The organism is Streptomyces sp. NPDC057950 (assembly GCF_042887295.1).
Classification (GTDB): Bacteria; Actinomycetota; Actinomycetes; order Streptomycetales; family Streptomycetaceae; genus Streptomyces; species Streptomyces kaempferi.
In genome coordinates this window covers 38,855-57,978 of sequence record NZ_JBHVPP010000015.1, presented here as the reverse complement: position 1 = coordinate 57,978, position 19,124 = coordinate 38,855, and the positions used below count along the sequence as shown (strand labels likewise).

The 19,124-nt window shown below is 71.6% G+C and carries 18 protein-coding genes and 1 pseudogene; 13 read left to right on the top strand and 6 right to left on the bottom strand.

The window, feature by feature from the left end; genetic code table 11:
• Window positions 1-55: 55 nt before the first annotated feature.
• From ACFVTC_RS24325 to kynU, 4 genes are all read left to right on the top strand, one after another.
• The gene (locus ACFVTC_RS24325; protein WP_390130264.1) at window positions 56-1,591 is read left to right on the top strand and encodes an MFS transporter; all 1,536 of its coding nucleotides are present in this window, start codon (window positions 56-58) and stop codon (window positions 1,589-1,591) included.
• Between the two features lie 94 nt (window positions 1,592-1,685).
• Window positions 1,686-2,099, top strand: coding sequence for a DUF3151 domain-containing protein (locus ACFVTC_RS24320; RefSeq protein ID WP_356797148.1), 414 nt, complete (start codon window positions 1,686-1,688; stop codon window positions 2,097-2,099).
• Window positions 2,100-2,258: 159 nt separating this feature from the next.
• Entirely contained in the window at window positions 2,259-3,107 is an 849-nt protein-coding gene (locus tag ACFVTC_RS24315; RefSeq protein ID WP_390130261.1) for a tryptophan 2,3-dioxygenase family protein, read from the top strand.
• On the top strand, window positions 3,100-4,287 hold the full coding sequence (gene kynU / locus ACFVTC_RS24310) for a kynureninase (RefSeq protein WP_390130259.1): 1,188 nt from the start codon (window positions 3,100-3,102) through the stop codon (window positions 4,285-4,287). Before ACFVTC_RS24315 ends, kynU begins: the two co-directional genes overlap by 8 nt.
• A 78-nt stretch (window positions 4,288-4,365) precedes the next feature.
• Here the strand turns inward: kynU and ACFVTC_RS24305 are convergent, their stop codons facing one another.
• Window positions 4,366-4,974, bottom strand: coding sequence for a TetR/AcrR family transcriptional regulator (locus ACFVTC_RS24305; RefSeq protein WP_390130258.1), 609 nt, complete (start codon window positions 4,972-4,974; stop codon window positions 4,366-4,368).
• Window positions 4,975-5,157: 183 nt separating this feature from the next.
• Between ACFVTC_RS24305 and ACFVTC_RS24300 the strand changes: the two genes are divergently transcribed.
• From ACFVTC_RS24300 to ACFVTC_RS24280, 5 genes and pseudogenes are all read left to right on the top strand, one after another.
• A complete protein-coding gene (locus tag ACFVTC_RS24300; protein ID WP_390130257.1) occupies window positions 5,158-6,051 on the top strand; it encodes an alpha/beta hydrolase family protein in 894 nt (297 codons plus the stop codon).
• Between the two features lies 1 nt (window position 6,052).
• Window positions 6,053-6,256: pseudogene (locus ACFVTC_RS24295) on the top strand (LuxR C-terminal-related transcriptional regulator); the annotation flags it as partial.
• A gap of 127 nt (window positions 6,257-6,383) precedes the next feature.
• Entirely contained in the window at window positions 6,384-7,739 is a 1,356-nt protein-coding gene (locus ACFVTC_RS24290) for a sensor histidine kinase (RefSeq protein ID WP_390130256.1), read from the top strand.
• Window positions 7,736-8,410, top strand: a complete 675-nt coding sequence (locus ACFVTC_RS24285) for a response regulator (RefSeq protein WP_390130255.1) — start codon at window positions 7,736-7,738, stop codon at window positions 8,408-8,410. Before ACFVTC_RS24290 ends, ACFVTC_RS24285 begins: the two co-directional genes overlap by 4 nt.
• Before the next feature lie 102 nt (window positions 8,411-8,512).
• Entirely contained in the window at window positions 8,513-9,733 is a 1,221-nt protein-coding gene (locus ACFVTC_RS24280; RefSeq protein ID WP_390130253.1) for a cytochrome P450, read from the top strand.
• A gap of 155 nt (window positions 9,734-9,888) precedes the next feature.
• Here the strand turns inward: ACFVTC_RS24280 and ACFVTC_RS24275 are convergent, their stop codons facing one another.
• Both ACFVTC_RS24275 and ACFVTC_RS24270 read right to left on the bottom strand, forming a co-directional pair.
• Window positions 9,889-11,493 carry an ABC transporter permease gene (locus ACFVTC_RS24275; RefSeq protein WP_390130251.1) on the bottom strand — a complete coding sequence of 535 codons (1,605 nt, stop codon included), beginning with the start codon at window positions 11,491-11,493 and terminating at the stop codon, window positions 9,889-9,891.
• Window positions 11,490-12,407, bottom strand: a complete 918-nt coding sequence (locus tag ACFVTC_RS24270) for an ATP-binding cassette domain-containing protein (protein WP_390130250.1) — start codon at window positions 12,405-12,407, stop codon at window positions 11,490-11,492. The genes ACFVTC_RS24275 and ACFVTC_RS24270 overlap by 4 nt, the downstream gene beginning before the upstream one ends.
• A gap of 117 nt (window positions 12,408-12,524) precedes the next feature.
• Between ACFVTC_RS24270 and ACFVTC_RS24265 the strand changes: the two genes are divergently transcribed.
• Window positions 12,525-13,028: a GbsR/MarR family transcriptional regulator gene (locus ACFVTC_RS24265; protein ID WP_390130248.1), complete on the top strand. Its 504-nt coding sequence runs from the start codon at window positions 12,525-12,527 to the stop codon at window positions 13,026-13,028.
• Window positions 13,029-13,045: 17 nt separating this feature from the next.
• Here the strand turns inward: ACFVTC_RS24265 and ACFVTC_RS24260 are convergent, their stop codons facing one another.
• Window positions 13,046-13,948 (bottom strand): diacylglycerol kinase, encoded by a 903-nt coding sequence (locus ACFVTC_RS24260; RefSeq protein ID WP_390130246.1) that lies wholly within the window; start codon window positions 13,946-13,948, stop codon window positions 13,046-13,048.
• Between the two features lie 191 nt (window positions 13,949-14,139).
• Here ACFVTC_RS24260 and ACFVTC_RS24255 point away from each other — a divergent pair, with 191 nt between their 5' ends.
• Window positions 14,140-15,426, top strand: a complete 1,287-nt coding sequence (locus ACFVTC_RS24255) for an adenylosuccinate synthase (RefSeq protein ID WP_153289429.1) — start codon at window positions 14,140-14,142, stop codon at window positions 15,424-15,426.
• A gap of 63 nt (window positions 15,427-15,489) precedes the next feature.
• On the opposite strand, the gene ACFVTC_RS24250 is transcribed toward ACFVTC_RS24255, so the two are convergent.
• Window positions 15,490-15,684, bottom strand: coding sequence for a DUF397 domain-containing protein (locus tag ACFVTC_RS24250; RefSeq protein ID WP_390130244.1), 195 nt, complete (start codon window positions 15,682-15,684; stop codon window positions 15,490-15,492).
• Window positions 15,681-16,526 carry a helix-turn-helix transcriptional regulator gene (locus tag ACFVTC_RS24245; protein WP_390130242.1) on the bottom strand — a complete coding sequence of 282 codons (846 nt, stop codon included), beginning with the start codon at window positions 16,524-16,526 and terminating at the stop codon, window positions 15,681-15,683. The genes ACFVTC_RS24250 and ACFVTC_RS24245 overlap by 4 nt, the downstream gene beginning before the upstream one ends.
• A gap of 115 nt (window positions 16,527-16,641) precedes the next feature.
• Between ACFVTC_RS24245 and ACFVTC_RS24240 the strand changes: the two genes are divergently transcribed.
• Both ACFVTC_RS24240 and ACFVTC_RS24235 read left to right on the top strand, forming a co-directional pair.
• Window positions 16,642-17,073: a hypothetical protein gene (locus ACFVTC_RS24240; protein WP_390130240.1), complete on the top strand. Its 432-nt coding sequence runs from the start codon at window positions 16,642-16,644 to the stop codon at window positions 17,071-17,073.
• A 193-nt stretch (window positions 17,074-17,266) separates the two neighbouring features.
• Window positions 17,267-19,099, top strand: coding sequence for a bifunctional metallophosphatase/5'-nucleotidase (locus ACFVTC_RS24235; protein ID WP_390130238.1), 1,833 nt, complete (start codon window positions 17,267-17,269; stop codon window positions 19,097-19,099).
• The last annotated feature ends 25 nt before the right edge of the window (window positions 19,100-19,124 follow it).

The following is a 19,124-nucleotide window of genomic DNA, read 5'->3' as shown; positions in this document are numbered from 1 at the left end:
TCCGGTCAGGGCTCGGCACCTCCAAGGTGCCGGGCCCTTCCGTATGCTCCGGAGTATGGCTGTGCCCTCGCAGGAAACACCGGCCGTACGGATCTCCTCGCCCGCGGGCAGGTGGATCCTCCTGACGACCGTGCTCGGCTCCAGCATGGCCATGCTGGACTCGACGGTCGTCAACGTCGCGCTGCCGCGGATCGGCCGTGACCTGGACGCGAGTCTGGCCGCCCTGCAGTGGACCGTGAACGCGTACATGCTGACGCTGGCCGGGCTGATCCTGCTGGGCGGCTCGCTGGGGGACCGTTTCGGGCGCCGCAAGGTGTTCGTCCTGGGTGTCATGTGGTTCGCCTCCGCCTCGCTGCTGTGCGGGCTCGCGCCGAACGCGGGCGTGCTGATCGCGGCCCGCGCCCTGCAGGGCATCGGCGGAGCGCTGCTGACCCCGGGCTCCCTCGCGCTCATCCAGGCCTCCTTCCATCCCGACGACCGTGCGAAGGCCGTCGGCCTGTGGTCGGGCTTCGGCGGCATCGGCGGGGCGGTCGGCCCGTTCCTCGGCGGCTGGCTGGTGGACGGCCCCGGCTGGCGCTGGGTCTTCCTGCTGAACATCCCGCTGGCGCTCGTGTGCGTGCCCGTGGCCCTGCGGCATGTCCCGGAGTCCGACGGGAGCACCGCCGCGCCCGGCCGGGAGAAGGAGCCCGCGGGCGGCCGGCCGCACCGCGGCTTCGACGTGCTCGGCGCGTTTCTCGGCGCGGTGGCGCTCGCGCTGGTGACGTACGCCCTGATCGAGGCCACCAGCGGGTCCGTGCTCGTCTGGGTGTCGGCGGTCCTGGGTGTGGCCGCCGGGGTGGGCTTCGTGCACGTCGAGCGGAGCCGGCCCGATCCGATGATGCCGCCGGACATCTTCGCGTCGCGGCAGTTCACGGCCGTCAACCTCGTCACCCTGTGCGTGTACGCGGCCTTCGGCGGCTTCTTCTTCCTGACCGCGCTCCAGCTCCAGGTCGTGGCCGGCTACTCGCCCCTGCAGGCGGGGACGGCGCTGCTGCCCACCACCGCCCTGATGCTGCTGTTCTCCGCCCGCTCCGGCGAGCTGGCGCAGCGCATCGGGCCGCGCATCCCGCTCACGGTGGGCCCGCTGCTGTGCGCGATGGCCATGCTGCTGATGCTGCGGGTGGGCAAGGACGCCGTGTACGTCAGCGACGTACTGCCCGCCCTCCTGGTGATGGGCGCGGGCATGGTGACGCTCGTCGCGCCGCTGACCGCGACCGTTCTCGCCTCCGTGGACACCGGCCGGGCGGGCCTGGCCAGCGGCATCAACAACGCGGCGGCCCGGGTCGGCGGTCTCCTCGCCGTGGCGGCGCTGCCGGTGCTGGTCGGCATGGGCCCGGAGGCGTACCGCTCGGCGGACGCCTTCGACTCAGCCTTCCGGCGCGCGATGCCGCTGTGCGCGGGCGTGCTCGTGGTGGGGGCGGTGCTGGCCTTCGCGACCGTGCGCCGGCCCGCGCCCGACTGCCGCCGCCCCCAGTGCCGTACGCACGGCTGTGTGACGACGCCCCCGCTGGAGCCGCAGCGCTCGGCGGCCCCCGGACGGCTCCCGTCCTGAGCCGACGGGCCGCCCGGCGGCGCCCGCGGAACCGGACGCTCCGCAAGGGTGGCCGGGGGGCACCGGGCACCGGCGATGCAGCAGACTGGAACTCATGACGATTCACGAGAACCTCCTCGGGGGACCGCCCCCGACCTACCTGCCCGACGACCCGGAGCCGCGCGAGCTGCTCGCGAACGGCACGCCGTCCGCGGACGTCGCCGCCAAGTACCCGACGTCCTCGCTCGCCTGGGCCCAGCTGGCCGACGAGGCGTACGAGCGGGGCAGTGTCGTCGAGTCGTACGCGTACGCCCGTACGGGATACCACCGCGGTCTGGACTCCCTGCGGCGCAGCGGCTGGAAGGGCCACGGTCCGGTGCCGTGGGAGCACGAGCCGAACCGTGGTTTCCTGCGCGCCCTGAACGCCCTCGCCCGTGCCGCCCAGGCGATCGGCGAGAAGGAGGAGTACGAGCGCTGCAGCCAGTTCCTGAAGGACTCCTCGCCGACGGCGGCGCAGACGCTGGGTTAGTCGGGTCGCGGAACCCGTGGGGCCCGTCCGGCGGGTGTGACCGGGCGGGTCTTGCGTTTTCGGGGGACGATTGCGCAGGATTCCCGGTGGGGACCGGGGCCCCCGTGTCGATGACGGCAGGGGCGGACCGCTACCCGGAGCACGTATCAGGAGACAGCGATGTCGTCCCAGCCGACCGGGCCCGCGGTGGCCCAGGCGCCCGAGACCCCGCATCTCGATTTCCACGGCACCACGCCGTACGAGGACTACGTCCAGGCGGACGTCCTCACCCACTTGCAGCACATCCGCTCCGACGACCCCGGAGAGATGGTCTTCCTGGTGACCACCCAGGTCATGGAGCTGTGGTTCACGGTCATCGTGCACGAGTGGGAGACCGCGGCGCAGGCGCTGCGCGAGGACGGGCTGCCCGTCGCCGTGGCGGCCCTCAAGCGGTCCCTGCGGGAGCTGGAGGCGCTGAACGCGTCCTGGCGGCCCCTCGCGCAGCTCACGCCGGCGCAGTTCAACTCGTACCGCTCCGCCCTCGGCGAGGGCTCCGGATTCCAGTCCGCGATGTACCGGCGGATGGAGTTCCTGCTCGGTGAGAAGTCCGCGTCCATGCTGGTCCCGCACCGGGGCGCGCCGCGGGTGCACGCCGAGCTGGAGAAGGCGCTGCACGAGCCGAGCCTGTACGACGAGGTGCTGCGGCTGCTCGCGCGGCGCGGTCACGCGGTCCCGGCCGCCGTGCTGGAGCGGGACGTGTCGCTGCGGTACGAGCCCTCGCCGGAGGTGGAGGCGGTGTGGACCGCGCTCTATTCCGGGGACGAGGAGAACGACCTGGCCCGGCTCGGGGAGGCGCTGACGGACGTCGCCGAGCTGGTGTGGCGATGGCGCAACGACCATCTCGTCGCGACGCGCCGCGCGATGGGCGCGAAGGCGGGCACGGGCGGCTCCGCCGGGGTGGCCTGGCTGGAGAAGCGCGCGCAGAAGAACGTGTTCCCCGAGCTGTGGACGGCGCGCAGCCATGTCTGAGTCGTACGCCGGGAAGGCGGCGGCGCTGGACGCCGCGGACGAACTCGCGAAGCTGCGCGACCGGTTCGTGCTCGACGATGTGGTGTACCTGGACGGGAACTCGCTCGGCGCGCTGTCGGTGAACGTCCCCGGCCGGGTCGACGACGTCGTGCGCAGGCAGTGGGGCGAGCTGCGGATCCGGTCCTGGGAGGAGAGCGGCTGGTGGACGGCGCCGGAGCGGATCGGCGACCGTATCGCGCCCCTGGTCGGCGCCGCGCCCGGTCAGATCGTGGTCGGTGACTCGACGAGCGTGAACGTCTTCAAGGCGCTGGTGGGGGCCGTGCGGCTGGCCGGTGCCGGGCGGGACGAGATCGTCGTCGACGCGACGACGTTCCCGTCGGACGGCTACATCGCGGCGTCGGCGGCCCGGCTGACGGGCTGTGAGCTGCGGCCGGTGGAGCCGTCGGCGGTGCCGGAAGCCGTGGGGCCCCGTACGGCGGCGGTGCTGCTGAACCACGTCGACTACCGCACCGGCCGGCTGCACGACCTGCCGGCGCTGACGTCCGCGATCCACGACGCGGGCGCCCTGGCGGTCTGGGACCTCTGCCACAGCGCGGGCGCCCTGCCCGTCGGCCTGGACGCCCACGGGGTGGACCTGGCGGTCGGCTGCACCTACAAGTACCTGAACGGTGGGCCGGGTTCGCCCGCGTACCTCTACGTCCGGGCCGGCCTGCAGGATCGTTTCGACTCCCCGCTGCCCGGCTGGAACTCGCACACGAACCCGTTCGACATGAGCGCGGAGTTCATACCCGCGCCGGGCGCTTTGCGGGGCCGGGTCGGTACGCCGGACATCCTCTCCATGCTGGCCCTGGAGGCGGCGCTGGAGGTGTGGGACGGGGTGTCGGTCGACGCGGTCAGGGCCAAGTCGCTCGCGCTGGGCGACTTCTTCCTGGAGTGCGTCGAGGCGTACGTTCCCGGGGGCCGAGTGGAGTCCGTGACGCCGTCGGTCCACGCCGAACGCGGCAGTCAGGTCTCCCTGCGGTGCGCGGACGCGGGAGACGTGATGAAGCGTCTCATCGACCGCGGTGTGGTCGGCGACTTCCGCCGTCCGGACATCCTGCGCTTCGGCCTCACCCCGCTGTACGTGGGTTTCGCCGACGTGGAGCGGGCGGCGCGGGTGCTGGGGGAGACGGTGGGCTAGCGGAACGGTGGGCGGAGGGAGAGGGGGCCGGGCGCGGCGGAGGGAGCCTTGTGCGTCCCCCGTGGCGGCCGCACCGGGTCAGTCCCCGACGACGTACACCCCGGACACCGCGGCCGCGAACGCCGCCTCGGCCGCCCGGCCGGCGGCGGCCTCGTCCGGCACCACGCCGGTGGTCAGCAGCGTGCAGCACAGGGGCGCCGACACCGCCCGCAGCACCAGCGAGGGGTCGGTCCCGGCCGGCAACTCGCCGCGGGCCACTCCCTGTTCCACGCACGGCGCCCACTCGCCCACCCGTACCTCGTAGAACCGCCGCAGCGCCCGCGCGGTACGGGCGTCGTACGTCGCCGCGGCGATCACCGCGCGGAACAGCGGTCCCTGCCGGGCATCGGCCAGCGTCCGCCGCACCAGCGCGGCGTTGGCGCGCAGATCACCGAGTACGGACCCGGTCTCGGCGCGCGGCGGCGACTGCTCCGCCATGTCGCCGAGCAGGTCGGCGACCAGCCCCGTCACCGACCCCCACCGCCGGTACACCGTGGTCTTGCCGACCTCCGCCCGCCGTGCCACGTCGGCGAGGTCGAGATGGGCGAAGCCCTGCTCGGCGAGCACGTCCCCGGCGGCGCGCAGTACGGCCGCGCGGACACGGGCGGTGCGCCCGCCGGGACGCACGGTGCCGGGCTCGGCGGACATGACGGACTCCCTCACGATCGGCTGCCGGTACCCGCCCAGCGTAACGAAACACCGGAACCGTTTAGCCCTCACCGAGCGTGACATCCGGGTGTAGGCGCACGTCACGGGCCTGATACCGTCCCCGCCAACGGACGATCTCTCTCCCGGTCCGCCAAATCCGTTTCACCGCTGAGAGGTTGGAGCATGTCGGACGACGCCGCAGCACGGGACGCCGCAGCACGGGACGCCGCCGAGGAGGCGTCGGCCTTCTCCCACCCGCCCGTCGACCCCGACGTCACCGCCGTGTACGGCGACCACCCCGACCAGGTGATCGACTTCTACGGCCCGCGTGATCCCGACCCCGCGCTGCCCGTGCCGCTGGTGGTCGTCCTGCACGGCGGTGCCTGGCGCGCCCCGTACGACCGCCGGCACATCACCCCGTTCGCGGACTTCCTGGCCCGCCGCGGCTTCGCGGTGGCCAATGTCGAGTACCGCAGGGGCGCGGTGCTCCCCTCACAGGGCGGCGAGGGCCCGGTGGCGGGCCGCTGGCCGGACACCTTCGACGACGTCGCGGCGGCGCTCGACGCGCTGCCCCCGCTGGTGAAGGCGCATCTGCCGGGGGTCGATCCCCACCGCACGGTGATCACCGGCCACTCCGCCGGCGGCCACCTCGCCCTGTGGGCCGCCGCCCGGCACGTCCTGCCCGCGGACGCCCCCTGGCGCACCGACCGCCCCGCCCCGCTGCGCGGCGTCGTCGCCCTCGCCCCGATCGCCGACTTCCAGGTCGCCGCGAAATTGGACGTGTGCTCCGGAGCGGCCCGCCAACTCCTGGGCGGTGAGGCACGGTTCACGGAACGGCAGCCCTACGCCGACCCCGCCCACCTGCTCCCCACGGGCATCGCCACGACTCTCGTACAGGGCCGCGCCGACCTCGTCGTGCCGCAGGCGGTCGCCGAGTCGTACGCCGAGGCCGCGGCACGGGCCGGCGAGGTGGTCGGTCTGACGCTCCTGGAGGACGTCGGCCACTTCCCGCTGATCGATCCGGCGGCGGACGCGTGCGCGGTCGTGGCCGAGGAGATCGCCCAACTGGCCTGGTGACAAGGACGCGTCCGCCGACCGGCTCGCCGAGGCGGTGAGGGCGGTGGCGACGGGCGACGCGCTGATCGCCGAGTGCCTCGTCGTCGCCGAACGGACCGTGGAGACCCATGTGTGCCGCATCCCGGTGAAACCGGGCCTGCGCGACCGCACCCAGGCCGCTGTCCTCGCCCACGAGTCGGGCCTGGTGGGCCCCTCCGGGTACTGAGTGCCGGGCGGCCGGGCGGGCCCGGCAGCCGCCCCCTCGGGTGTACCCGTAGTACCTGAGACGGATCCGGCAGGACCCTTCTCACAGGTGACGACGGTGACCCGGCGGGCGGCCTACCGTTTCGAACGTGACCGACACGACCCAGACGCAGAAGACGCCGCCGGGCGGGGCCAAGCCACGCAGCCCGGAGTTCCGGCTCGATGTGGACGCCCTGCGCGGACTCCGGCAGGACCTGCTCCACGATGCCTTCGCCTACCGTCCGCTCCCGCGCATACGGGTGGACGGTCCGATCACCCGACGCCTCCCCGAGGGCGTCAGGGGGTACGCGGCCTGGACTCCGCACGCCGTCACCGTGCTGTGCGGACTGTTCGCGATGGCCGTCGCGAGTACCGCGAACGACGTCGGCCCCGGCGCCCGGAGTCTGGTGCCCGGCCTGATGCCCGGTCTCCTCGCACTGCTCCCGGTCCTGCTGACGCTCGTCCGGCCGGTCGGTGCCTTCTGGCTCTCCCTCGCGGCGACACCGTTCGCGGCCGTGTTCAGCCGCAGCTGGGGCGACTGGCCCTGGCCGCCCGGCGCCTTCGTCTCCCACCTGGTGGTGCTGACGGTCGTGGCGCTGCGGACACGACCGCGCACCGCGGCCTGGATGTGGGTGCTGACCGCGCTGTACGGGATGGCGGCCGAGACCCTCTTCGGCGCCGGGCACTACGAGACCGACTCGGTCGTCCTGCTGTTCCTCGCCGCGCTGGCCCTGCTGGTCGTCACCGTCCTGCACGTACGCAGCGCGGCGGAGCGGGAGGTGACCGCCCAGCTGTCGGTGACGGCGCACGAGCGCTCCAAGCGCACCTTGTTGGAGGAGCGCACGACGATCGCGCGCGAGCTGCACGACGTGGTGGCCCACCACATGTCGGTGGTCGCCATTCAGGCGGAGGCCGCGCCCTACCGGGTGGAGAACCCGCCGCCCGAGCTGGAGCAGGCCTTCGTCACGATCCGGGAGAACGCGGTGGCGGCGCTCACCGAGCTGCGCCGGGTCCTAGGTGTCGTACGGGCCGAGGACTACGAGGCCCCGGACGCCCCACAGCCCACCCTCGCCGATCTCGAAGCGCTGCTCGCCAATGTGCGGGACGCGGGTCTGAGCGTGGAGAAGGTGGTCACGGGTGCGGTGCGCGAACTCCCGCAGGGCGTCGAGCTGTCGGCGTACCGCATCGTCCAGGAGGCACTGAGCAACGCGCTGCGGCACGCGCCCGGTGCCACGGCCCGCGTCGAGATCGGCTACGTCCTCGGCGGGCTCGGCCTGCGGATAGTCAACGGCCCCGCGCCGGCCGCGAACCTGGTGAAGTCCACGCACGGCGCGGGCCACGGCATCACCGGCATGCGGGAGCGGGTCACGATGCTGGACGGGGAGATGACGACGGGCGAGACGGACGACGGCGGATACGAGGTGACGGTGTTCCTGCCGGTGCCCGTGACGGAGGAGTCCGGATGACGGGCGACACCATCCGCGTACTGATCGCCGACGACCAGGTGATGGTCCGCGAGGGGTTCTCGGTGCTGCTCGGCGCGATGCCGGACATCGAGGTGGTCGGCGAGGCGGTCAACGGGCGGGACGCGGTCGAGCGGGTCCGCGAACTCGGACCGGACGTCGTGCTGATGGACATCCGCATGCCGGAGCTGAACGGCATCGAGGCGACCCGGGAGATCGTCGCCGCGGACAGCACCGCGAAGGTGCTGGTGCTCACCACCTTCGACCTCGACGAGTACGTGTACCAGGCGCTGCGCGCGGGAGCCTCCGGCTTTCTGCTCAAGGACGCCTCCGCGCGGCAGCTCGCCGACGGGGTACGGGTGGTCGCGGCGGGCGAGGCGCTGCTCGCGCCCTCGGTCACCAGGCGGCTGATCACCGAGTTCTCCAAGCTCGCCGACGCCCCGCGGCTGTCGGCCACGGCGCAGGCGGCCTACGGCGACCTGACCGAACGGGAGACGGAGGTGCTGGTCCTGATCGCGCAGGGTCTGTCGAACGCGGAGATCGCCTCGCGGCTGTTCGTGGCGGAGTCCACGATCAAGACCCACGTGAGCCGCATCCTGGTGAAGCTGGGGCTGCGGGACCGCACCCAGGCGGCGGTCTTCGCCTACGAGGCGCGTCTGATCACGCCCAGGTGACCCCGTCCGGTCCCGGCGGGAGGCGGCACGGGGCGGGCGGCCGGGGGTCGTCCGCCGGGGCGCCCCTGGTCAGAGGGGGGTGCGGCGGGCTAGCGTCCGGTCATGGCAGCTTTGGAGACCCCCGGGACCTTCGACCCCTGGGACCCGGCGTTCTTGGCGGACCCGTACCCCGCGTACGCGGAACTGCGCGCGCGCGGCCGGGTCCACCACTACGAGCCGACCGACCAGTGGCTGATCCCGCACCACGCGGACGTGTCGGCGCTGCTGCGGGACCGGCGCCTGGGCCGGACGTATCAGCACCGCTTCACGCACGAGGACTTCGGGCGGACGGCGCCTCCGCCCGAGCACGAGCCGTTCCACGTGCTCAACGACCACGGAATGCTGGACCTGGAGCCGCCGGACCACACCAGGATCCGCCGCCTGGTCTCCAAGGCGTTCACCCCGCGCACCGTCGAGCGGCTGGGACCGTACGTGCGGCGGCTGGCGGGTGAACTGGTCGGCGGTCTGGTCGCGGCCGGCGGCGGCGATCTGCTCACCGATGTCGCCGAGCCGCTCCCGGTCGCCGTGATCGCCGAGATGCTGGGCATCCCGGAGTCCGACCGGGCGCCGCTGCGGCCGTGGTCGGCGGACATCTGCGGGATGTACGAGCTGAACCCCTCCCGGGAGACGGCGGCCAGGGCGGTACGGGCGTCGGTCGAGTTCACGGAGTACCTGCGGGAACTGATCGAGGCCCGCCGCAAGGAGCCGGGCGACGACCTGATCTCGGGGCTCATCGCCGCGCACGACGAGGGCGACCGGCTCACCGAGCAGGAGATGATCTCCACTTGCGTGCTGCTGCTGAACGCGGGGCACGAGGCGACGGTCAACGCCACGGTGAACGGCTGGTGGACGCTGTTCCGCCACCCCGACCGGCTGGCCGAGCTGCGCGCCGACCGCTCCCTGGTCCCCACGGCGGTGGAGGAACTGATGCGCTACGACACCCCGTTGCAGATGTTCGAGCGGTGGGTGCTGGACGACATCGAGATCGACGGTACGACGATCCCGCGCGGTGCGGAGATCGCCCTGCTCTTCGGTTCCGCCAACCACGACCCGGCGGTCTTCACCCGCCCCGGGGAGCTGGACCTCTCGCGCACCGACAACCCGCACATCTCCTTCAGCGCGGGCATCCATTACTGCATCGGCGCGCCGCTGGCCCGGATCGAACTGGCGGCGTCGCTGGGCGCGTTGCTCGAACTGGCCCCGACGCTGCGCCTCGCGGCGGAGCCGGAACGCAAGCCGAACTTCGTGATCCGAGGGCTCGAGGGACTCAGCGTGACCCTCTGATCCGCCGGCGGCCACCAGGTGTGCCCTCCCCCGACCGGCAGGGACGCGGCCGGGGCGGTCCGGGGTTCCCGGTGCCGCCGCACCGGCGCCCGCGCCCGCGTCGCGGGGGCCACAGGTGTCCGCGAGCGACCGTGGGTGACCGCGGGTGTCCGGCGTCAGGTGCTCAGGTCCCGCCGACGCAGTGCCGTCAGACCGGCTCCGGTCAGGACCGCCGCGATGACGGTCAGGACCAGCACCGGTGTCCAGGTCATCTCCCCGCCCGGCAGCTTGGGCAGGTGACCGTAGGGGGAGAGGTCCATGAGTGCCTGGGGGACGTCCAGGGCGGGCCCGATCCAGCCCAGCAGGAGGACGAGGCCCGCCGCGCCCCAGGCGCCGGGTGCCGACCGGGGGAAGACCCCGTACAGGAGGACCGCCAGGCCGCCCAGCGTCCAGACCGCCGGGATCTGGAGGAGGCAGGCGCCGAGGACGGACCCCGGCTCGTGGCCGTAGCCCAGCCCGAGACCGGCCCCGCCCAGCAGCATGATCAGGACCGCTCCGCCGAAGGCGATGACCAGGTGCCCGCCGGCCCAGCGCAGCCGTCCCACCGCGTTCGCGAGGATCGGTTCGGCCCGCTGGGAGGTCTCCTCGCCGTGCAGTCGCAGCACGGAGGAGACGATGTACAGCGCGGCCACCATCCCGAGCATGCCGGTCATCGCGGCGAGGAACGCGTCCGTGATCCCGGACTGCCCGCCCATCCGCTCGATGATCTCGCGGGTCCTGGCGTTGTCGCCGACCAGGTCGGACGCGCCCTTGGTGATCCCGCCGAACGCGGCTCCGGCGGCGAAAAATCCGAGGCTCCAGCCGAGCACACCGCCGCGCTGCAGCCGCCAGGCCAGTGCCCAGGCCGTGCCGAGCCGCCCCGCGGCCGGGCCCGGCCGTGTCGGCAGGAAGCTCATGCCGACGTCGCGCCGCCCGGTGAGCGCGTAGGCGAGTGCGCCCTGAAGGGCGACGGCCCCGGCGAACAGGAGCAGCACCCACCATCGCTCCTGCGCGAACGGCCGCTCGTTCTCCAGCCAGCCCAGCGGCGACACCCAGGTCAGCGGGGACGAACCGTCGGTCGCGGCGGAGTCACCGGCCGCCCGCAGGACGAACGCCGTGCCCAGGACGCCGCCCGTCAGTCCCTTCGCCAGCCGCGCGCTCTGCGTGAACTGGGCGACGATCGCCGCCGCCGTGGCGAAGACCATTCCGGCGCCCCCGACGCCGAGGCCGAGCGCCAGGGCGCCCGGGGCGCCCTGGCCGGCCAGTCCGCCCGCGATGAGCACGGCGAGCGCGCCGTTCGCGACCAGGGCGGCCAGCAGTGCCGCGGTCAACGGGGCACGCCGTCCCACCATCGCCGACGAGAGGAGTTCCTGGCGTCCGCTCTCCTCCTCGTCACGGGTGTGCCTGACGACGACGAGCAGGCTCATGATCCCGGCGAACAGACCGGCGTAGCCGCCCACGCGCCAGGCGGTGAGGCCGCCGAGGGAATCACTGAACACCGGCCCGTAGGTGGCGCGCAGCGAGCTGTCGGTGAGCATCTGCCGTGCCAGGCCGGCGCGTTCGGCGGCGGTGCCGTACACCGTCTTCAGCGTGTTCGGCAGCGAGAGGACCATCAGCGCGATCACACCGGTCCACAGCGGTGTCAGCACGCGGTCGCGGCGCAGCGCGAACCTCAGGAGGGTGCCGGTTCCGGCCAGTTGGCGGGTGCCTCCGGTCCGTACCGCGAAGACTGTGGCGGTCATCGCGCCATCGCCTCCGCGGGCGCGTCCTCCTGGTAGTGCCGCAGGAACAGCGCCTCCAGGGTCGGCGGGGTGGCGGCCAGGGACCGTACGCCGGAGTCGGTGAGCGAGCGCAGTACGGCGTTCAGCTTGTCCGTGTCGACCTGGAGCCGCACCCGGGTCCCCCGTACGTCGATGTCGTGCACCCCGGGCAGCGAGGCCAGGGCGCCCGGCGGGCCCGCGAGTTCGGCGGTGACGCTGGTACGGGTGAGGTGGCGCAGTTCGGCGAGCGTGCCGCTCTCGACGGTGCGGCCCTTGCGGATGATGCTGACCCGGTCGCAGAGCTCCTCCACCTCGCTGAGGATGTGACTGGACAGCAGGATCGTGCGGCCCCGGTCGCGCTCCTCCTCGACGCAGGTCTGGAAGACCTCCTCCATCAGCGGATCGAGGCCGGAGGTGGGCTCGTCGAGGATCAGCAGGTCGACGTCCGAGGCGAAGGCGGCGACGAGGGCGACCTTCTGGCGGTTGCCCTTCGAGTAGGTGCGGCCCTTCTTGGTGGGGTCGAGCTCGAACCGCTCGATCAGCTCCCCGCGCCGTCCCCGGTCGAGGCCGCCGCGCAGCCGTCCGTACAGGTCGATGACCTCGCCGCCGGACAGGTTCCGCCACAGCGTCACGTCGCCGGGGACGTAGGCGATCCGGCGGTGCAGTTCCACCGCGTCCTTCCAGGGGTCCCCGTCCAGCAGCCTTACCGTCCCCGCGTCGGCCCGCAGCAGGCCGAGCAGGACGCGGAGGGTGGTGGACTTCCCGGAGCCGTTCGGGCCGAGGAAGCCGTGCACCTCGCCGGCCTCGACGTGCAGGTCGAGACCGTCCAGTGCGTGCGTCCTGCCGAACGACTTGTGCAGTCCGGATACCTCCAGGGCGAGGTGTGCCTTCGTCATGATCCAGAACGTACGCTTCTTTCAGAAATTTGTGAAGGTAAGGAAACATATGAACTCCGGATAGACTCGACGGTGACGCGTGAACGGTGACGCGTGAACAGGGGAGATGATCGACAGATGGAGCGACCGAGTGCGGCGGAGCGGGACCCGGAGGTGGTCTCGCAGTTCGTCGAGGGCTTCGCGGCGCAGCTCGTCGAGGCCGGGATGCAGCGGATGCCCGCCCGGGTCTTCGCGGCGCTGCTCGCCTCCGACTCCGGTGCCATGACCTCCGCCGAACTCGGCGAGCGGCTCCAGGTCAGTCCGGCCGCGGTCTCCGGCGCGGTGCGCTATCTCGCGCAGCAGCACATGGTCTCGCGCGAGCGGGACCCCGGCTCCCGGCGCGAGCGGTACCGCGTGCACAGCGACCAGTGGTACGAGGCGCTGACCAGCCGTGACGCCGTGCTCAAGCGCTGGGAGACGGCCCTGCGCGCGGGCGTCGAGAGCCTCGGGTCCACGACCCCCGCCGGACGCCGGCTCGCCGAGACCCTCGCCTTCTTCGAGTTCGTCGACGGCGAGATCGCCGGGATGATGGAACGCTGGCGCGCCCACCGGGAGAAGCTGTTCGGCGGCGGCGGCCACTGACGACGCGCGGCCGGGCTTCAACCCGGGAGGGTCAGCCCCCACCCGCCCTCCCGCACCGTCCACGTCCGTGTCCGCACCGGCCCCGAGACCACCGAATCCGCCCGGTAGCGGAAGTCGGCCCCGGACACGGTGACCCGCTGTCCCACCATCCGCAACGGTGAGGCATGCGCCCCCACGGAGACCGGCCGCACCTCCACCTCCGCGCCCCCGGCGGCCCCCGGTGTCACGGACACCGTCTCCACCGGCTGGTCCAGATCGACCAGGGTCACGCCGTCGACCTCGACCCGCAGCCGAGAAGGTCCCGGCCCGGCGGGCAGGGACACCACCCGTCCCCAGGCCCTCGCCCTCGTCCGCCCCGACGCCACCCCCGCGGGCCGCGCGGCGAGCGTACGGACCAACGACTGGCAGGTACGCAGCCACGGATGCGCCTCAGGAGCGTCGGCGCCCATCTCCTCGGCCCCGTCCGAGACCGGCACCGGCGAACCCAGCGGCGGTATGCGCAGCGCCCCCAGCACGACCCCGTCACTGTCGTCGACCAGCAGATCCAGCCGCCGCTCGACCCCGTCGAGCACGGCCCGCGCCGCGGCCACCGCTCCTATGGGCACCCCCAGGGCCCGCGCCAGGGAGAGCGATCCCCCCACGGGCACCAGCGCCAACCCGCACACGGCCAGATCTCGTTGGCGGTGCAAAAGGGACACGGCGCGCAGCAGTGTCCGGTCGTCGCCCACGACGACCGGCCTGCGGGCCCCTCTGCGGGCCAGCGCGCGGGCGAATTCCTCGGGCCCCTCCGGGAGGCACACCTTGGTGACCGCACCCGCGCTGAGCACGTCTTTTGCGATCCGTACCGACTCACCGTCATGGCGACGGGCGACCGGGTCGATGACCACCAGAAGCTGGTCGGAAGCCGCCACCTCGGTCATGCCTCGCTTCCTCGGGTAGCATCTTTGTGCAAGAGCCCCTTGCGCTATTGCGCCAGGGGCTTCGTCTATTCCGGGGCATCCGGTCCGACGGTCGCGGCCAAAGGTGGTCGCCGGCGTACGCAGCTGTGCAAAGAATCAGCCGCGTACGTCCCCGACCTTGGACATGCCCCGCCCGGAAGGGGTGTACGCCTGTGCCCGCACTTGTGCTGCTCGGTGCTCAGTGGGGTGACGAAGGCAAGGGAAAGGCCACCGACCTGCTCGGTGGATCCGTGGACTATGTGGTGCGCTACCAGGGCGGTAACAACGCCGGCCATACGGTAGTCGTGGGCGATCAGAAGTACGCCCTCCACCTCCTCCCTTCCGGAATCCTCACGCCGGAGTGCACTCCGGTGATCGGAAACGGTGTCGTCGTCGACCCGTCGGTCCTGTTCTCCGAGCTGAACGGACTGAACGAGCGCGGCGTCGACACCTCGAAGCTTCTGATCAGCGGAAACGCTCACATCATCACGCCGTACAACGTCACCGTCGACAAGGTGACGGAACGCTTCCTCGGGAAGCGGAAGATCGGTACGACGGGACGGGGCATCGGGCCCACCTACGCGGACAAGATCAACCGCGTCGGCATCCGTGTCCAGGACCTCTACGACGAGTCGATCCTGACCCAGAAGGTCGAGGCGGCCCTCGACGGCAAGAACCAGCTCCTCACCAAGGTCTTCAACCGCCGCGCCATCGAGGCGGGCCAGGTCGTCGAGGAACTGCTGACGTACGCGGAGCGGCTGCGCCCGTACGTGGCCGACACGGTCCTGGTGCTCAACAAGGCGCTCGACGAGAACAAGGTGGTCCTCTTCGAGGGCGGCCAGGGCACCCTGCTGGACATCGACCACGGCACGTACCCCTTCGTCACGTCCAGCAACCCGACCGCCGGTGGCGCCTGCACCGGTGCGGGCGTCGGCCCGACGAAGATCAGCCGGGTCATCGGCATCCTGAAGGCGTACACCACCCGCGTCGGCTCGGGTCCGTTCCCGACCGAGCTCTTCGACGCCGACGGCGACGCGCTGCGTCGCATCGGCGGCGAGCGGGGCGTCACGACCGGCCGTGACCGCCGCTGCGGCTGGTTCGACGCGGTCATCGCCCGCTACGCGACCCGGGTCAACGGCCTGACGGACTTCTTCCTCACCAAGCTGGACGTCCTGACCGGCTGGGACGAGATCCCGGTCTGCGTGGCGTACGAGATCGACGGCAAGCGCGTCGAGGAACTTCCGTACTCCCAGACCGACTTCCACCACGCGAAGCCGATCTACGAGACCCTGCCGGGCTGGTCCGAGGACATCACCAAGGCGAAGTCCTTCTCCGACCTGCCGAAGAACGCCCAGGCGTACGTCAGGGCGCTCGAGGACATGTCCGGTGCGCCGATCTCCGCGATCGGGGTCGGCCCCGGCCGCGACGAGACGATCGAGATCAACTCGTTCATCTCGTAGGGCCCATGAGCGCGCCCCCGGTGAGGCTTCGGCCGACCCGGGGGTGTGCTGTGTCCGGGACCCTCAGACGGACTCGGCGAACCGGCGCCAGGCGTCCGGGGTGAGGGCGAGGGCGGGGCCGGTGGGGTTCTTGGAGTCGCGGATGTGGATGGCGGCCACTCGCGTGGGGCGGTGTTCGTAGGCGACTTCGAGGCAGTTCCCGCCGCCGCCATCGCTGTAGCTGGACTTGAACCACCGCAGTGCTCCGGTGCGGGTCATCGTTCTTCTCCTGCCAACTGCTCGATGAGGAGCAGGGATTCGTCGGGACTCAGTGCCTGTGCGCGGATCTTCGCATAGCGGTGCGCGAGTTGGGATACCTGCGGAGGTTCGCTGACCAGAATGCCCTGGTCCTCGATCTCCATGTATACGACGTGGTCGTGTTCCTGTGTCACCACGAGCTTCATGGCACCCCGATCGCCCGCGTAGGTTCCGCGCAGCCCACGGTCCATGGGGAGCACCTGCACACAGACGTTGTCCCGGCGGGCATCCTCGGCGAGTGACCGCAGTTGTCCGCGCATGATGTCCCAGCTGCCGAACGGCCTCTTCAGCACGCTTTCTTCGAGGATCAGCTCGATCATCGGGACGGCTTCCCGTTCGAAGAGTCGCCTGCGCGTCAGTCGCGCCTCGACCAGTTGTTCCCGCTTCTGCTCGGACACCGGTGGAAAGCTGCCGCCGATCAACGCCCGTGCGTACGCCTCGGTCGGGAACAAGCCGTCGACGACCAAAGTCTCGTACGAGGAGATCGTCACGGCTCCGGCCTCCATCTCCGAGAAGCCGCGGAACCGCGTCGGATATTTCTCCAGCAACACGAACCTGCGAGCCTTCTCGAACAACCCGAACCCACCCCCGATCACCTCCTCCAGCTTGACGAGCATCTTGTCGCTGGCCGGCTGCGCGCACGTCTCCATCGCGCTGATCGCGGACGCCGTGTAACCGATCTGCTTGCCCAACTCCTCCTGTGTCAGCTGATGTTGTTCACGGAAGGCCTTCGACATGGCGGCGACCATGTGCGCCGTCCCACCCGCTTCCACCTTGTTCTCCGCCCGCGCCATCACGGTCACCCCCGAACTCAACCGAACTCAACCGGTCACCAGGCAGCCCACATCGATCCACACCGTTGTCAGCGGTCGACGCAGAGTCATGGAAACGCTAGCCCCGCCTGCGGAAACTGTCCTCATGGATACGCAAAGTGACGAAGTAAACCTGCCGCTACCCACAGTCACCCCGGAGATCCCGGACTGGATCCCGCCGTCCGGTATCCAACTCCGCAAGGCCGGTGTCCAGTTCGACGCCGTCCGGGTGGACGGAGACCCCGGCCGCACCGTCGCCGACCGCCTCGCGCGAGCGACCGGGGGCAACCCGGGCCCGGTCGTCGAGGAGGCCCGCGGGCGCCGTGCCGTCTACTTCCTCGTCCCCGCCGGCAGCACCGCCCACCGCTCGTGGCCGCCGGGCGTCACCCGCCTCACCGCGGGCCCGCACCACGTCGCGTACATCCCGGTGCCCGCGCTGGGCGGCCTGACCTGGCCCCTGGCCTGGCGCTACCGGCCCGCGGCGCGCTACCACCTCGTCCACACCCTGCTGCTGCGCGCGGTGGCGGAAGGCTGCTGAACGGCCGGTGCGGCGGGCATTCCGGGAGCGCCGAGATGCGGACCGGTCCCGGAATGCCCATCCTTGACCTGGACATGGCTTGCTCCTGGTTCCGGACGGGACGGGACCCGACCACGATCTACGCGTGTAGTCCCCGTTCGGCCCGCACGGCCCGTTCCTCCGCCCGCGTCACCCCCGTCTCCAGGAGCCCCGTATGCCCGTCAACCCGCTGAACCGCCGGGAGTTCGTGAAGAGGTCCGCCGTCACCGGCGCGGCCGTGGCCGTGGCGGGGACGGCCGCGGCGACCCCGGCTCGGGCCGCGGACCGCAATCCCGTCGGCGGCAAGCCCGAGAAGAATCCCCGGACCTGGTCGTTCTCCATCCTGGGCACCACCGACCTGCACAGCCACGTCTTCGACTGGGACTACTACACCGACGCTGCGTACACGGACAAGGCCGGCAACTCCGTGGGCGTCGCCAGGGTGGCCACCCTGGTCAAGCAGCAGCGGGCCGCGAAGGGCGCGGACCGGGTGCTGCTCGTGGACGCGGGCGACATCATCCAGGGGACCTCGCTCGCGTACTACTACGCCCGCGTCGACCCCATCACCGGCGCCGGTGGCAGGCGCGGCCCGGTCCACCCGATGGCGATCGCCATGAACGCCATGAAGTACGACGCCGCCGCGCTCGGCAACCACGAGTTCAACTACGGCATCGAGACCCTGCGCCGGTTCGAGAAGCAGTGCCACTTCCCGCTGCTCGGTGCCAACGCGCTCGACGCCAAGACGCTCCGGCCCGCCTTCCAGCCGTACACCGTCAAGCGGATCCGGGTCCCCGGTGCCCCGGACATCAAGGTCGGCATCCTGGGGCTGACCAACCCCGGGATCGCCCTGTGGGACAAGGACAACGTCTCCGGGAAGATGGCGTTCACGGGCCTCGTGGAGCAGGCGAAGAAGTACGTGCCGCGGATGCGCGCCCTGGGCTGCGACGTCGTGTTCCTCACCGACCACTCCGGCCTCGACGGGTCGTCCTCGTACGGCGACGAGCTCCCGTACGTCGAGAACGCCTCGAACCTGGTCGCCGCGCAGGTGCCCGGCATCGACGCCATCCTCGTCGGCCACACCCACACCGAGGTCTCCTCCTACACGGTCACCAACACCGCGACCGGCAAGGACGTCGTCCTGTCGGAGCCGTACTGCTACGGCATGCGGCTGACCGTCTTCGACTTCGAGCTGGAGCTCGCGCACGGTCAGTGGAAGGTGACGAGCACCAAGGCGCAGACCCTCAACAGCAACACCGTCGCCGAGGACGCGGAGATCACCAAACTCCTGACGGCGGACCACGAGCTGGTCGTGAAATACGTGAACACGCCCGTCGGCACCTGCACCGCCGACCTCTCCGCGGCGGAGGCGTGCTGGAAGGACGTCCCCGTCATGGACTTCATCCACCAGGTCCAGATGGCGGCCGTCGCCACCGGCCTGTCGACGGCCGACGCGGCCCTCCCGCTCATCTCCGTCGCCGCGCCCTTCAGCCGTACGGCGGACATCCCGCAGGGCGACGTCACCATCCGGGACGTGGCCGGGCTCTACATCTACGACAACACCCTCTACGGCAAGAAGCTCACGGGCGCCCAGCTGAAGGACTACCTGGAGTACGCGGCGAAGTACTACTACCGGGTCCCGTCCGGCACGAAGGTGGACACCGCCACCCTCACCAACGCCAACAGCTTCTGGGACTACATGTACGACACCGCCGCGGGCGTCGACTACGACATCGACATCGCCCAGGCCGAGGGTTCCCGGATCAAGAACCTCAGCCACAAGGGCGCGGCGGTGACCGACGACCAGGTCTTCGTGGTGGCCGTCAACAACTACCGCGCCAACGGCGGCAGCGGCTACCCGCACATCGCGGCCGCCGACATCGCCTACAGCTCCACCGACGAGATCCGCCAGCTGATGATCGACTACGTCACGTCCAAGGGCACCCTCGACCCGGCGGACTTCGCCGACGCCAACTGGAAGCTGACGCAGGAGGGGACGCCGGTGTTCTGAGGCACCCGCGTCCGCCCGGTGCCGC